The sequence below is a fragment of the Acinetobacter terrae genome (assembly GCF_013004375.1).
In the GTDB taxonomy this organism is placed as follows: Bacteria; Pseudomonadota; Gammaproteobacteria; order Pseudomonadales; family Moraxellaceae; genus Acinetobacter; species Acinetobacter terrae.
Window position 1 is genome coordinate 111,570 of sequence record NZ_JABERI010000005.1, and the last position, 15,559, is coordinate 127,128.

Consider the following 15,559-nt stretch of genomic DNA (forward strand, 5'->3'; position numbering starts at 1 on the left):
AAAATTCTGTGAACTGTTTAACAAAGACATTTGTTATACTATAACACTCACATTAAAAGACAATGACTTATGTCACGCTTACATAAGAAATTGGACATTGCGTTTCGTCATCAAATGTTACAATTTCGTAATTGGTTGGATTGCTTTTAACATTGCGTAACAACTGATTATTTAAGGCATGGCCCGATTTATAGCCATCAAACTTTGCAATAATTTGATGGCCTAGCAGGTATAAATCCCCAACTGCATCTAAAATTTTGTGGCGTACAAATTCATCCGAGAAGCGAAGTCCTTCCTCATTCACTACGCCTGTTTCATCTACTCCAATCGCATTTTCCAAGCTTGCGCCTAACGCTAAATTATTGGCTTTCAGATAGTCTAAATCTTTCATAAAACCAAAAGTGCGCGCTCCACTGACTTCATAAACAAACGTTTCAGTTGAAAAGTCGATGGTTGCGGACTGGTATTCTTTTTTAAATGCAGGGTGATCAAAATCAATGGTGAAATTCAGTTGAAAGCCTTCGTGCGGACGGAACACAGCACGTTTATCATCAATTAGAGCTTCAACCGGTTTTAAAATTTTTATAAATTTTTTCGGCGCATTTTGTTCAGCCAGACCACCTTGCATTAGCAAGTAAATAAATGGGCCGGCACTACCGTCCATAATCGGCACTTCAGAAGCAGAGACTTCGATAATCAGGTTATCAATGCCTAATCCTGCAATAGCGCTCATGACATGTTCAATAGTACCGACTTTGGCATCTGCCTGAACCAAGTTAGAGCACATAAATGCTTCTTGAATCAGCATGGCATTGGCTTGAATATCCACGGGTGGATCTAAATCAATACGTCGAAATACAATTCCCCCATCCACATGGTGCGGCACAAAGTTAATCAAGACTTTTTGCCCACTATGAAGACCGATACCGCTCGCTTTCACGACACGTTTTAGGGTTCGTTGTTTCAACATTTCTCTATCATCTGCTCATAAAACCGATATACGTTAGCATATTTAGCCATTGATAAAAAACAAAAAGGTAGTATTGCTACTACCTTTTGTAAACACACCAACTAAAACTTTAAAAATAAAGTTTATTTACGTTGCTGATTTTTCAAGTAATCTTGAATGCTCATTGGTGCTGGGCGTGCTGTACCCACTGCTGGAGCAACACTCGCCCCGGCTTCGTTTTGTTGACGTTGAATTGCAGGCACATCATCATCTTCAACAATAGCATGAGCCACATGATTTGCAGGACGATTTGCAGACTGAGATGATGGACGTTTGACTGTATCCGCTGAATCTGCTGAATTACGGGTTAAACCTGTTGCAATCACAGTTACGCTAAGTTCATCGCGTGCATCTGGATCAAATACAGTTCCGTAGAATACTTGACCTTCATCCAGATCGACAATTTGATTGACCACATCGGTAATTTCTTCAATTTCACCAAAAGTCACATCATCACCACCAGTCACGTTAATCAAAATACCTTTGGCATTCATGATAGTGACGTTATCCAGCAATGGACTACGAATCGCTTGTTCAGCAGCTTGACGTGCACGCGTCTCACCACGACCCGAACCCACACCCATCATTGCATAGCCACGAGTACTCATGGCAGTTTTCAAATCGGCGAAGTCAAGGTTGATGTGACCTGGGCGAACCACGAGATCAAAGATACTACGTACCGCATTGAGCAATACGTCATCTGCTTTTTTGTACGCGTCTTTCATTGAAATATCGCGGAATACTTTAAGCAAACGCTGGTTAGGAATAATGATTAAAGAATCAACATGCGCTTCTAAAGCTTCAATACCTTTTTCAGCTGATTGCTGACGACGTTTCCCCTCAAAGTTGAAAGGTGTAGTCACCACACCGACTGTCAAAATACCCATTTCTTTAGCAATTTCAGCAACAACTGGCGCAGCACCCGTACCTGTACCACCACCCATACCAGCAGTCACAAACACCATGTCTGTGCCTTCGAGGTGTTGGCGAATGATTTCACGGCTTTCTTCAGCAGCAGTTTGACCCACTTGAGGATTTGCACCCGCACCCAAACCACGTGTGCTTTGCTCGCCTAACTGGATTTTGAATTGGGCATTCATACGATCTAATGCTTGCTTGTCCGTATTGGCACAAACAAATTTTACACCCTGAATGTCTGACTCAAGCATATGTTGTACAGCATTACCACCAGCACCACCTACACCAAACACAGTGAAACGGGCTTGACCGTTGCTATCGTTTTGATCATCTTCTAAAAATTCAAATGAGGCCATGACCTTTGGATTTCCTAATTCGTAATTGGCAGTCACTTAAGCCCGTATACTGCCTTGATCTTAATAAAAAATTATGTTTTAGAATGCTGTTCAACTATACGCTTGTCAAGTCCAAGCCGTTAGACGTACAACTTCCTAACAATATTCCCAATAAATCCAACTTAAAATATCGATTTTAACTGATTATTTAATGCCGACCATGCTCGACCTACTCGCTTAAAAACCGACAGTTTTTCAGGATCCGTAGATTCTACAATGGTATCTTGCGTGTCACTTTGACTAAACATCAATAATCCTGCAGCTGTTGCATATTGCGAACGACGCAAAGCCGCCTGATTTTGCTCTTCAGCATATACCTGTACCGGCGGATTTCCCAAATGTGCTGAAACCCCTAACATCTGACGTGCCAGATTTACCATTCCTTCGATTTGGCTTGCATCACCTGTCAGTACCACACCATGATATAAACCATGAATTGCACCGTTGCGTTGTAACTCTTGATGAACTTGAGTCAAAATCTCTTCATAACGCGCAATAATAATTTCTGCCAATTCAATGCGACTGATGGTTTGTGGACCATCAATGCCCTGAAATTGAATCATATGATCGGGTTTCACCACTTTCAGGTCAACACAACCATACAACAACTTAATTCGTTCCGCTTCTTCCGTCGTGGTTTGCAAGACTGCAGCAATGTCACGTGTAACATGCTCACCACCACGTTGCAAAGTATGCGTCAATGCTAGGCGACCATCTAAATATACTGCAATATTGGTGGTACCCGCACCAATATCCACCAAGCATGCACCATACTCTTTTTCATCTTTGAGCAGACTTGCTTCAGCGGTTGCCAAACAGGACACCACCATTTTCTCGACGCCAATATTGGCACCTTTAAGTGCACGATCCAGATTCTGCATGGTACTGATCGGCAGCATCATCAACTGATAATGCCCCATCATACTATGTGCAGACATGCGAATCGGATTTTGTACCCATTCTGCCGAATCATCCAATTCAAAGCCTAAAGGTACTGCACTCACCAAATAATGGTCAGAGGTCAAATGACTGGCTTTAGCCAATTCTAACGCACGTACAACTTCACTGGTTGTAATTGTATGGTCGCTATTTTCAATGGGTGTGCGACCTGATGCATAAAAGCTTTTTAATTCTGCACTTGGAATTGAAATCCAAGCGGAATGCACACGGCATTCAGCCATATCTTCTGCTTCTTGTACGGCATTTTTGATTGCAGTGATGACTTTATCGAGACTTACAATTTTCCCTTTATTCATGCCTCGGTTACGAGCTGTTGCCATCCCAATCACTTGGATATTGTCTGGCGCATGTACCTTACCAATCAAAACTGAAACTTTGTGTGTCCCAATGTCAATCGCAACAACCGAGGGAACAGCTTCATTCATTATCTACTACTACCATTACGTGTTTGGTTGATTTATGGCCATAAGCCTCTATTTTATATAAAGCCGCTCAATTATGGCTTTACCGTTCTTGCATCTGCAATGCTTGTGTCATCAATCGTTACAACAAAGTGACCATTTATAATACTTGGAGAGGTTGAATTCTTCCATTGTATCGCCAATCCATTTCGATAACGTAAGTCAATTGACGAGATTTTAGACCAAACTGGTTTTAAATCACTTTGTGCCAGATGACTCAAGCGTTGAAGTTTACTCATGGTCTGATCTTGATCCACAATAACGCGTAGACCCGAATCAAACTGCATAAACCAGGTCATACGTTCTGTTAAATATAATTCTTTTAAACGAACATTGACCGGCAGGAATAACTGATTAATTTCATTGTAGCGACGCATCATCATTTTGGACTGAGATGTTGGGCCGTGCAGCAATGGTAATCTTTGATTATTTTGCGGAATCACTTCTGCAAAAATATCACCACTATCGCTTAACAGTCGTCCAGTTCCCCAACGCGCAATGGGATGACGCGGCATCACGCGTACCCGAATTGAATTGGGCCATGCACGTGAGACCACCACGCGATCCACCCAAGACAACTCTAGCGCCTGATCTCGAATTTGTTCCAGATCAGAAGTAAAATAATTCGCTGTTACCGCTGGGGTAACATGCTTCATGACCTGACTGTTTTCTGCGTCTGAACGCGTACCCACAACATTGAGTTCCGCGACATGCGCATCGGTCATGACTGTATATAAAGCATAGACCCCTACAGCCAATACCATGAGTGCAACCAGCAATAATAACCAGCCACCGAAATTCGCAAGCTTTTCCTTACGCGTTGGTGGCTTGTCATGTATTGATGTGATTGCTGCTCGTTTACGGCGCATTGAAGCAGGAAGTTGAGCCATAGTTTAGTGAGCCACACCTGTCAAAGTTTGTTCCAAAATGGCAACACAAAGCTCATCAAAGCTATAGCCCACCGCTTGTGCAGCTTTAGGTACCAATGAATGACTGGTCATCCCCGGAACAGTGTTCACTTCTAGCAACCAGAAGTTGCCGTGTTCATCCTGCATTGCATCAATACGACCCCAACCGCTTGCACCAACGGCTTGGAAAGCACGTAAAGACAAGGCTTGCAAACGTTTTTCATCATCTTCGCTTAGACCGCAAGGAATGCCGTACTGTACATCGTTACGATTGTATTTGGCTTCATAATCGTAGAAAGCCACATCTTTTGGCGGCTCAAGACGAATCACAGGAAGCGCCTGGCCATTAAGAATCACAATCGTGAACTCACGACCAGTAATCCATTTTTCAGCCATCACCACTGCATCATGTTCAGTGGCTTTTTCAATCGCTAGCGCAAAGTCTTCAATACGTTCAACTTTACTCATACCGATACTTGAGCCTTCATGTACCGGTTTGATAATGAAAGGCAAGCCAATACTGTCTACAACAGCATTCAAATCCGAATCTTTGGTCACAATACGGTAGGGTGCAGTGGGTAGTTCTGAACCTTGCCAAACCTGCTTGGTTTTGACTTTATCCATACCAATGGCTGAGCCTTGTACACCTGTACCAGTATATGGAAGATTCAACCATTCCAATGCGCCTTGAATTTGACCATCTTCTCCGCCACGACCATGCAAAACAATAAATGCACGATCATAGTTGACCAGTTCAGTCACGCTACGCTCTTGCGGGTCAAAAGCTTCTGCATTTACACCCGAGCGTACTAATGCTTCAAGTACAGCTTTACCACTATCTAGAGAAACCTCGCGCTCAGCCGATTTACCACCAAGCAACACGGCAACTTTGCCGAATTCTGAAGCATTTGCCACGTTTATATCCTTAAACTTTATAACTGAACAATCAAATTCAAAATCACATAAAGTGATTATTTTAAATACAATTTATTTTGTGCAAGATCAATCGAGATAGCACCCACATTACCTGCGCCTTGGGTTAATAACAAGTCATTCGCTTTTAACACTTTTTGCACCGCATTTTGCAAATTGCCTTCCACAGGATCAATCAAAATTGGTTCAACATCGCCACGTAAACGAATGCTACGCGCCAAGCTGCGACTGTCCGCGCCCACAATCGGTTTTTCACCGGCAGGATACACTTCCAGCAATAGTAATTGATCGACTTGTGACAATACATCTACGAAGTCATCGAAGCAGTCACGGGTACGGCTAAAGCGGTGGGGTTGGAATATCATTACCAAGCGACGATCTGGGTGGCTTTGACGCGCAGCTTTAATCGTTGCTTCCACTTCTTTAGGATGGTGACCATAGTCATCGACCAGTTTGACGTTACCCCCATCAAGTTCAAATTCACCTTGAACCTGGAAGCGGCGACCTACACCACTGAAGCCTTCCAATGCACGGCAGATTGCGCCATCAGAAACACCTTCATCAGTTGCGATCCCAATCGCTGCCAAAGCATTGAGTACATTATGCAAACCCGGCTGGTTTACAGTCACACGAAGTGGTTCACGATTTTTTCGCAGCACGGTAAAGTGTGTGCGCATACCGTCTTGATCAACATCGACTGCACGGATGTCATTATCTTCGTTAAAACCGTAAGTTAAAAGTGGACGGCCGATACGCGGCATGATTTCGTGGACATTGGCATCATCGCCACAAACTACAGCCAAACCATAGAATGGAAGTTTTTGTAAGAATTGTACGAAGGTATCTTTAAGGACATCGAAACTACCGCCATAAGTATCCATATGGTCAGCATCGATATTGGTCACAATTGCCGCCATCGGATGCAAATGCAAGAAGGTTGCATCAGATTCATCCGCTTCAGCCACGATATAACGGCTCGCACCCAATGCAGCATTGACCCCAGTACGGTTCAGCAAACCACCGATCACATAAGTCGGATCCATGTTTTCTTCCGCCAACATACAAGTGATCAGACTTGTGGTTGTGGTTTTACCATGTGTGCCCGCCACTGCGATCCCATGACGGTAACGCATCAACTCACCCAACATTTCAGCACGACGAACCACAGGAATACGGGTTTCAATCGCTGCCTTGATTTCCGGATTTTCTGGATCAATCGCTGTAGATACTACCAGTACATTGGCATCTTTAATATTTTCAGCCGTATGACCGATATAAACTTTGATACCGTTTTCTTCAAGTTGCGCAGTCGTTTTAGATGCTTTGATGTCAGAACCAGAAACTTTATAGCCTTGGTTTTTTAACACTTCCGCAATGCCACACATACCGGCACCACCAATCCCTACAAAATGAATGTGTTTGATACGGCGCATTTCAGGCACTTTAATTAATTTTTTCGCTTGCTCAGCAGGAGTAGATGGAGACATATATCACTCTAATTTACAATTCTTGAATTAAACGAACCACATGCTGGGTTGCATCAGGTTGTGCTTTTTGACGTGCCTTGACTGCCATTTCTGACAACAATTGGCGATTCATCAGTGGTGTTAGCAATTCTTTTAAATGATCAACAGTCATGCTTGCTTGCGGACAAATTTTCGCAGCATTGATACCCGCAAGGAATTTAGCATTTGCGGTTTGATGGTCATCTACTGCACTTGGCAGTGGAACAAAAACCGCAGCCACACCCGCAGTTGCAATTTCAGTGACCGTTAATGCGCCCGCACGGCAAATAATTAAATCAGCATCTGAATAGGCTTTGGCCATATCTTCAATAAACGGCTGCACTTCAACCTGTAATGTTGCAGGTGCATTACTATAACGTGCTTGCGTTGCATCTTGATGGTTTTGACCACATTGATGAAATACATGCATCGGTACATTAAGTTGTTTCAATGCTTCCGGCACACGCTCATTCAATGCTTGCGCACCCAGTGAACCACCGACAATTAAAATCTGTAAAGGCTTCGCCGCTTTTTCACGTTCTTGATAACGCCAAGACGGATTTAAAATTTCAGTAATTTCTTTGCGTACAGGATTGCCTGTGGTCACAATTTTTGCACTTTCGGCGAAAGTATCGGGAAAAGCCTGACACACAGTTTTAGCAATACGGGATAATTGGGTATTGGTAAAACCTGCAATCGCATTTTGCTCATGGATAATGACCGGAATACCTAAGGCACGCGCAGCTAAACCACCCGGTCCCGCAACATAACCACCAAAACCTGCAACAGCATCAATATTAAGCTGCTTCATATAGCGCATAGCGCTTAAAGTTGCTTTTAAAATTTTTAAAGGTGCCAATAATTTACGTACAACCCCGTTGCCACGTACACCCTGAATATCAATTTGATAAATTGGAATATTGTGATTTTTTAACAGACGATTTTCCATGCCTGCTGGCGTTGCAAGCCAAGACACCTGTACCCCTTGTTGCTGTAATTCTTTAGCAACAGCGAGTGCTGGAAAAACATGCCCGCCAGTACCTGCGGCCATCATCATGACATGTTTGGGCTTTGTTTGCGTTGCTTCAGTCACAGTCTAATTCTTCAATTCTAAAATATGGATAACGAAATTCGATTTTAAGCGATCAATTGTAATCACAAACGCATAACCGTGAAAGGTTATTTACTTTTTTTCAACAGGCGCTTCATTGTTTTTTTCTACGTATTTAAAAGTTTAAACTAGTTTTATTATTAATCGACGAAAAATATACAATTTTATGCATTTTTTATCCAGTTTCGTGACCTTGTTTTTGATCAGCTGATCAATTTAATACTCTCCTGCCCTAGAAGCTTCGCTAAAAAAAAGAGCCCAAATTGGACTCTTTTTATTTCGTAATGATTCAATCAACTCAATGAAAAGTATCTTGTTACTTTTACCATTATTTGCTTTTCACTACAGCAGGCTCAGTCGCATATCGTTTACCCACTTTTTTCCATGGATTATTACGCTGATATTTTTCCTCTAAAAAATCCAAGCCTTTCCAATACAAGGGAACAAGCCTTTTATTCAGTAAAGGTAAAGACAAGGGATTTAAACCCACCCAAGGCAAAAAAGGATTTCGGCGTGCATATGCCCACAACTCAATCCGCGTCGATGCATGAGTTGATTGACCACGTGCATGAAATCCATAGGTATCCGCCACAACCAAGGTGTTTGCCTTAACTGCAAATGCTTTGGGCTGAGCATATCCCATAGCTAGCAGTTCTTCAGCTTTCACCCGGAAAGAACCACGGCGTGTCATAGCATCGGTCTTTTCAGTGATGGATAACGCTTTTTCATGCTCCCAATTCAATCGTTGCTCTGTAATCTGATGTGAACCGGGGACATAAACAAAAGGCCCCTCATCTTCAGCGACATCCGTTAAAAACAGCCAGGCTTTTACACTGGGATGAAAGGTATCACTATGTAAATTGGTTTGTGGATCGGGACGAGCTTTACGTACATGCGATAAAATCACTTGCACGTAATACATGGGCTGAACTTTAGAACTTCCCACATAATTAATGAGACTTTTCCACTGATGACTCTGTAGCAATGTTTTTGTTACTGGAAGTTGATTCAGCACTTGATGATCTAGAGACATTCGACGTGTCACGGTATCACCTTGCAAAGTTTCACGTGTTTCGAATTTCGTCTCTAATAATTCCTGCTTTAACTGATTAAATTCGGCATCTGACAGAAAGTTTTCTTTTAAAATAAAACCATTTTTCTGAAACTGTTCAACATCTTCTGAAGCAATAAATTTGGCAAGATGTTGTCTACGCTTTTGTGCCAATTGAGCTGCTTTTTGAACCCGAAATCGATGTAATCCCAGCTGATTAAATACAGGATTTCCAATAATTGAATGTGATTCAAAAGATTTTGCTTCCCCAAAAAGTGTAAAGGCATCCACCATCAACTTATTTGGTTTTTCTCTGACTAAGGTTTTAATTTCATTGAGCGCAACTTGCGTGCGCTCATCTTGAAAAAAACTTTTGATCTTTTTTAGCGTTATTTTCATTGATCAAACCTGACCTATTTTTGACCTGCTTCTAAAACATCAAATAAATCATCCGCAATAGATGTCCCAAATTGATCATCAATTTCACGAATACAGGTTGGGCTAGTGACGTTGATTTCTGTCACGTAATTACCAATCACATCCAGACCAACAAAAACTAAACCTTTTTCACGTAAGAAAGGACCGACTTTTGCAGCAATCGCTTTATCATTTTCACTTAATGGGCGTGCTTGACCCAAACCACCGGCTGCCAAGTTGCCACGCACTTCGCCATTTTGAGGAATACGCGCCAAACAGTAAGGTACAGGTTCGCCATTAATCATTAAAATACGTTTATCTCCTTCAACAATTTCCGGGATATAACGCTGTGCCATAATCGGTTGGGTACCATTATTGGTCAGCATTTCAATGGTAGATCCAATATTTATGCCATCTTGATATAAGCGGAAAATGCCTGTACCGCCCATACCATCAAGTGGTTTTACAATCACATCAACGTGTTCTTTCAGAAATTCACGAATCAGACCTTCATTTGAGGTCACTAAAGTCGGCACCTGAAGTTCAGGGAACTGTGTTGCAAAGAGTTTTTCATTACAATCACGCAGGCTTTGCGGTTTGTTGATAATCCACGCGCCTTCACGCTCTGCCTGTTCCAGAATATAAGTGGTATAGACAAAATTCATGTCGAACGGTGGGTCTTTACGCATCAACACCACGTCATAATCTGCAATCGATTCTTTTTTCTTTTCACCCAATTCAAAGTAATGGTTATAGTCTTCAAACACTTTCAACGATGAAATTAAACCGAATGCCTTACCTTGTTCGATATATAAATCTTGCTGTAACGCATAACCCAACTCATGTCCACGACGGCTGGCTGCCCACAGCATTGCCATAGAGGAATCTTTTTTCAGGTTTACATTTTCGATGGGATCCATCACAACAAGTACGCGCATATCGATCTGCTCATGTATTTTTAAATTGAGAAAAGTATAGCGGAGTTTAATCTTTCTTTTTTCTCAATTTTGGTAAAGCTTTTATATGATTGTACAAAGTGGTTTCAGGAGCAGTTGATGCAACAAGCAATTATTGGTTTTCATTTGGACGAAGAATGTCATTGGGTCGCTGACCTTGCCTGTGGTCATGCGCAACATGTTCGGCATAATCCACCATGGCAAAACCTCCCTTGGGTGATCACGGAGCAAGGACGGAAAGAGAAGTTAGGCGTGATATTGGAATGTAAGAAGTGTGATGAACAAATTGAGTAGGTTTTGTATAAACAATTGGTGTTCAATAAGCTATTTATGACTAATTTGATATTGCTTACCTAATCTCTCATTACTGTTCCATAAATTTGATTAGATCACATAAAGGATCAGCATTTTTAATTTTATAGTGCTGATCTTTTTATATTCTTTCTTGATTATTTTTAAATCTTGGTAAGAAAAAAGTTCTCATGCTAAATTCCCCCCAATAACGACCAAGAAGAGTTATATAAAATATATCCTCTTTTCCTGAGATGGAATTAGATTATGCATATTTCTCTAAAACAAAAATAAATCAGCAAACTATCCTAAACTTCTTTTTGATTAAATTTAGCTTAATGGGCTAGGTTTTTGAAAATATGCTTAAGATTTTCTAACATTTTTTCAATTTGCAAGGGGGTTAAACCCTCAAAAGACTGCTCCAAAACGATGTGACTAAGGTCATTAATCTTTTCGATCATCTGCTGTCCTTTATCAGTTAATAAAACTCGGGTAATTCGACCATCATATTCACAACAATAGGTATCCACTAAGCCTTCATCTTTTAAACGGTAAATGATTTTAGTCGTCGTCGACATTTTAGAAATCACCATTTCTGATAGATCAGATACGCTCGCTTTATTTTTAGATTTTAAAGCCAGTAAAATACGACGGCGAGAATAATCTAAACCATATTTTTTTAATGCATGATCAACATTCTGTATATATTGAGAATGCACTTGAGTGATCCAGTAATATGGAGAATTTTCTAAACTAAAATCTGCGGCAGCAGATAAAAACTTATTGTACTTTTTTGTCATGACCTTACCTCTCTAAGTTATTGTTGCCATTAAAATTGTTTAAAAAATTATTTTTAAATCTATACACTCTAGTAACCGCTATATTTATTGAATTTTTGGTATTACTTATTTCGCTATACACTCTGTTTTCAAATTGACTCTCTAATTTGTCCTTCGCTTTCTCCTAGCCGGCTTTATAAAAAGGACTCGAGAGCCAAATGCCACATAAAGTCCTCTTTTGTATTTATTTATTGCTATTTTGTAAGCAAATTAAATCACTTTAATGGTTAAATGATCTATCACAAAAAATACCAATTTATTAGCTTAGATATATAAAAATATTACACATTTAACATTAATTTTTTTTATAAAAATCATCTATTCCCGTCAGTTTCAGCTTATTGGAATAAGTTTAAATTAAAGTAATGGAGGTTTTTTAGACTCAAAAATTCTATCAAGTCATTGTTTAGTTTAATATTTTTTTATTTAACAAAATATAATAGTTAAGCTTATATCTTTAAATAATACTATAAAAATCACATATTTTTACATAATAACTAGATGCATTTTATATAATTAATTTTAATGATTATCAGTTTTTAATTTTTTTTATTTAATATTTCTAAAAAATAATTTTTTACTCTAAAGCAATTGGGTCTCCCTATCGGGAGTTTAATATGCTTATTCACTTAATCACTATTGTGAAATAGATCTCTCCACTCAATTTTCCTCTCAACCCCTTAAACTTATTAAAAGACTTGTTTAAATGTTGTGGATTGAAACATCAATAAAAGAGATTGAACGTTCATAGTTCTAAACCCTAGAGATAGTACATTATGAATATTGCGAATAATTGACCAAATCTAATCATTTTTACTTTTCTACTTTTCTACTTTTCTACTTTTCAGTAATTTATCACTTTCTTAAAATCATAAAAAAAGGAAGCACTTGGCTTCCCTTCTCAACCATCTAACCATTAAATACCATATTTCACACGGTACGCTTCCATTTTCGCTAAAGCTTCTTTGTCGCCTTTAGCATCTAAAAAGTCCATTAAATCTTTCATGGTAATTAACGCATGTACTGGAATTTCGAGTTCTTTTTGCACTTCTTGAATTGCAGACAAGTCACCTTGACCTTTTTCTTGACGGTCTAACGCAACCAATACACCGGCAATTTTCGCACCGGCATTTTTAAGAACAGTTACCACTTCACGAATAGCTGTACCTGCAGTGATCACATCATCAATGATCCAGACTTTTTTACCTTCAACAGAAGCACCAACCAGCACGCCACCTTCACCGTGGTCTTTAGCTTCTTTACGGTTAAAGCCCCAAGGCACGCTCACACCATGATTTTGTGACAATGCCACAGCAGTCGCGGCTACAAATGGAATACCTTTATACGCAGGTCCAAAAATCACTTCAACATTATCGCAAGTTGTTAATTTATCGGCATAGCCTGAAGCCAATAATGTTAAAGCTTCACCATCATTGAGCAAACCCGCATTGAAAAAATAAGGACTCACACGACCCGATTTTAAAGTAAACTCACCAAATTTCAGCACACCACGTGATAATGCAAGTTCGATAAAAGCTTGAGGGTTAAATTGAGCTGGCGAGGTCATGAGGTGCTCCAAAATTCATAAATAGAGGTAAGACTTGCGCATGATACCAAAGAGTAGCTATCCAAGTGATCAAAAAATTCTAAGAGTCGTTTCAATTAACGTAAATGGCTTACGTTCATCAGTGACCAAAGGTTTACTTGAATGGATGGAACAGTCAGATGCCGATGTCATCTGCATGCAGGAGAGCCGGATCACGCATGCGCAGTGGACTGAAAAATTTAGACCTGACGGTTGGTACACCCATCTGTTCCCTGCAGAACGTGCAGGCTATGCAGGTACTGCCATTTATAGCCGCTTGCCCTTTGTCTCAGTGACTGATGGTTTAGGTTTTGAATTAGCCGATTCTCAAGGGCGCTTTATTTCTGCTGAATTTGACTTGGGCTTGGAAAAACCTGTTCATATCTGTTCACTTTATTTACCTTCAGGCTCATCAGGCGAAGAAGCCCAAGCGCGTAAAGACCATTTTTTAGATCAATATCAAGACATTTTAAAACAATGGCGTGATGAAAATAAATCGGTCATCGTCTGCGGTGACTACAACATCGTGCATAAACGCATTGATATTAAAAACTGGTCGGGCAATCAAAAATCTTCAGGCTGTTTACCGCATGAACGTGCTTGGCTCGATCATATTTATGATGATCTGGGTTATGTCGATACTTTTCGTGAAGTACGTAAGGAAGCGGAACTTTATTCATGGTGGTCAAACCGCGGACAAGCCCGTGCCAAAAACGTCGGTTGGCGCATTGATTACCAAGCGTGTTCGCCAGACTGGAAAGACCGCACCATCAATGCCTGGGTCTATAAAGAAACCTGGTTCAGCGACCATGCCCCAGTGGTGATTGATTATAAAATCTAATCAATAGCACTCATTTGAGTGAACATGTGTTCACTCAACACCATCCAAAAACCTACAACACTTGACGCGTTTGTGTATTTTTATACACGCATTTTAAGTGCATTATGGCTTCACGGCAAAGGGATATGTCAGGATGACACAAAAGGACAGGACGCCGTAGGATGAAACAAAATAAACGACTTCGGTCGCTTATTTTGCAAGGATGTGACAATGGACGTTGAAATGAGACCCGCATGATCAGGATGATTAAATGCGGGTTTTCTCTTTTTATAGATCTATTAAATCCATATTTTTAATCATAAAGTTATTCTTATCTATAGCGCTATATTGGCAAATCTAAATGTCAATTTCATGACATCTCGTTTGTTTTTTAGTTTTAATACTTTTAATTCCCCTCTAGAGCTTCTTGATAATTTTCGCTAGGCTATCCAGCAATCGAAAATGGAATGATCCTCTTATGCTTAAAATTTATGGCATCAAAAATTGTAGTTCAATGAAGAAAGCGTTCGACTTACTCAATGAACTGGGTCTGGCGTATGAATTTCATGATTACAAGAAACAAGGCATTGATGCTGAAACTGTAAAGAAATGGCTAGATGAAGTCGGACCAGATCTCATCCTGAATAAAAAAGGCACCACTTGGCGCAAACTGAGCGAAGAAGAACAACAAACTGCGCTTGAAAATGAAACAAACTTAATCACTGCCTTAACAACGCATAACAGCTTGATTAAACGTCCGGTACTCGCAACTGAGCAAGGCTATATCGTAGGTTATGATGAAGCTGCTTACCGAGCTTTAAAGTAAAACTGAAGCATTAAAGCTTATATTAAATTAAAGCTCACATGAAAAAAGCCTAGCTGAATATCAACTAGGCTTTTTTCTTCGTTTTCATTTTGGCTTGAAATTAGTTTGCACGAATCCAAGTTTGGTTACGACCTAAAGCCGCTACACCAATAAAACCGCGTAACTCTAATTTTTTACCACCTTCAACCACTTGACCTTTTAATCTGTAGGTTTTACCTGAAGAAGGATCTAGAATAGTACCGTCTTCGTAGCTTGTACCACCACTATTTTTAAGACCATGAACAATCTTTAGACCTTTTAAAGATTTATTATTATAAGGGCCTTCACATTTTGTACATGCGTTTTCTTCACCTGGTGTTAAAACCTTTTGAATACTCGCAGATAATGTGCCATTTTTTTGCTCAGTAAATTTTACTATCGCTTTCGGTTGTTTTGTTTTGTCATCAATCGTTTTCCAAACAGAACCATTTAGTGGATCAGCAGCATTAGCCAAAGCTGTTAATCCGAGCAATCCTAGTGCAAGTGCAATTTTTTTCATTTTTTTTCGTTTCCCTAGTCTGGTATAGACGGCTTA

Annotated in this window: 15 protein-coding genes; 3 read left to right on the plus strand and 12 right to left on the minus strand. The window is 40.1% G+C overall.

The genetic code is table 11. From position 1 onward, the window contains the following. Window positions 1-67 precede the first annotated feature (67 nt). The 9 genes from lpxC to gshB form a co-directional block, all read right to left on the minus strand. Window positions 68-970, minus strand: coding sequence for a UDP-3-O-acyl-N-acetylglucosamine deacetylase (gene lpxC / locus HLH14_RS03280; RefSeq protein ID WP_171532672.1), 903 nt, complete (start codon window positions 968-970; stop codon window positions 68-70). Window positions 971-1,092: 122 nt separating this feature from the next. Next, window positions 1,093-2,283, minus strand: coding sequence for a cell division protein FtsZ (gene ftsZ, locus HLH14_RS03285; RefSeq protein ID WP_171532673.1), 1,191 nt, complete (start codon window positions 2,281-2,283; stop codon window positions 1,093-1,095). 161 nt (window positions 2,284-2,444) lie between these two features. After that, on the minus strand, window positions 2,445-3,707 hold the full coding sequence (gene ftsA, locus HLH14_RS03290; RefSeq protein WP_067725447.1) for a cell division protein FtsA: 1,263 nt from the start codon (window positions 3,705-3,707) through the stop codon (window positions 2,445-2,447). Window positions 3,708-3,778: 71 nt separating this feature from the next. Continuing rightward, complete coding sequence (locus tag HLH14_RS03295) at window positions 3,779-4,633, minus strand: cell division protein FtsQ/DivIB (protein ID WP_171532674.1); 855 nt, start codon at window positions 4,631-4,633, stop codon at window positions 3,779-3,781. 3 nt (window positions 4,634-4,636) lie between these two features. Further along, the gene (locus HLH14_RS03300) at window positions 4,637-5,566 is read right to left on the minus strand and encodes a D-alanine--D-alanine ligase (protein WP_171532675.1); all 930 of its coding nucleotides are present in this window, start codon (window positions 5,564-5,566) and stop codon (window positions 4,637-4,639) included. A 56-nt stretch (window positions 5,567-5,622) separates the two neighbouring features. Further along, complete coding sequence (murC, locus tag HLH14_RS03305) at window positions 5,623-7,071, minus strand: UDP-N-acetylmuramate--L-alanine ligase (RefSeq protein ID WP_171532676.1); 1,449 nt, start codon at window positions 7,069-7,071, stop codon at window positions 5,623-5,625. A gap of 13 nt (window positions 7,072-7,084) precedes the next feature. Continuing rightward, window positions 7,085-8,182 (minus strand): undecaprenyldiphospho-muramoylpentapeptide beta-N-acetylglucosaminyltransferase, encoded by a 1,098-nt coding sequence (gene murG / locus HLH14_RS03310; RefSeq protein ID WP_171532677.1) that lies wholly within the window; start codon window positions 8,180-8,182, stop codon window positions 7,085-7,087. Between the two features lie 346 nt (window positions 8,183-8,528). Next, the gene (locus HLH14_RS03315; protein ID WP_214645705.1) at window positions 8,529-9,650 is read right to left on the minus strand and encodes a phytanoyl-CoA dioxygenase family protein; all 1,122 of its coding nucleotides are present in this window, start codon (window positions 9,648-9,650) and stop codon (window positions 8,529-8,531) included. A gap of 14 nt (window positions 9,651-9,664) precedes the next feature. Then, window positions 9,665-10,606 (minus strand): glutathione synthase, encoded by a 942-nt coding sequence (gene gshB, locus HLH14_RS03320; protein ID WP_131271376.1) that lies wholly within the window; start codon window positions 10,604-10,606, stop codon window positions 9,665-9,667. A 117-nt stretch (window positions 10,607-10,723) separates the two neighbouring features. Between gshB and HLH14_RS03325 the strand changes: the two genes are divergently transcribed. Further along, a complete protein-coding gene (locus HLH14_RS03325) occupies window positions 10,724-10,918 on the plus strand; it encodes a DUF3565 domain-containing protein (RefSeq protein WP_131271377.1) in 195 nt (64 codons plus the stop codon). Window positions 10,919-11,250: 332 nt separating this feature from the next. Here HLH14_RS03325 and HLH14_RS03330 read toward each other — a convergent pair whose 3' ends face one another. Together HLH14_RS03330 and pyrE are read right to left on the minus strand one after the other, a co-directional pair. Continuing rightward, a complete protein-coding gene (locus tag HLH14_RS03330) occupies window positions 11,251-11,715 on the minus strand; it encodes a MarR family winged helix-turn-helix transcriptional regulator (RefSeq protein ID WP_067725435.1) in 465 nt (154 codons plus the stop codon). A 955-nt stretch (window positions 11,716-12,670) separates the two neighbouring features. Further along, window positions 12,671-13,321 (minus strand): orotate phosphoribosyltransferase, encoded by a 651-nt coding sequence (gene pyrE, locus HLH14_RS03335; RefSeq protein ID WP_171532678.1) that lies wholly within the window; start codon window positions 13,319-13,321, stop codon window positions 12,671-12,673. Window positions 13,322-13,361: 40 nt separating this feature from the next. Here pyrE and HLH14_RS03340 point away from each other — a divergent pair, with 40 nt between their 5' ends. After that, window positions 13,362-14,180 carry an exodeoxyribonuclease III gene (locus tag HLH14_RS03340; protein WP_131272203.1) on the plus strand — a complete coding sequence of 273 codons (819 nt, stop codon included), beginning with the start codon at window positions 13,362-13,364 and terminating at the stop codon, window positions 14,178-14,180. Between the two features lie 457 nt (window positions 14,181-14,637). Further along, window positions 14,638-14,985, plus strand: coding sequence for a Spx/MgsR family RNA polymerase-binding regulatory protein (locus HLH14_RS03345; protein ID WP_131272204.1), 348 nt, complete (start codon window positions 14,638-14,640; stop codon window positions 14,983-14,985). 100 nt (window positions 14,986-15,085) lie between these two features. Here the strand turns inward: HLH14_RS03345 and HLH14_RS03350 are convergent, their stop codons facing one another. Beyond that, entirely contained in the window at window positions 15,086-15,523 is a 438-nt protein-coding gene (locus HLH14_RS03350; protein WP_067725428.1) for a DUF2147 domain-containing protein, read from the minus strand. Window positions 15,524-15,559: the final 36 nt, after the last annotated feature.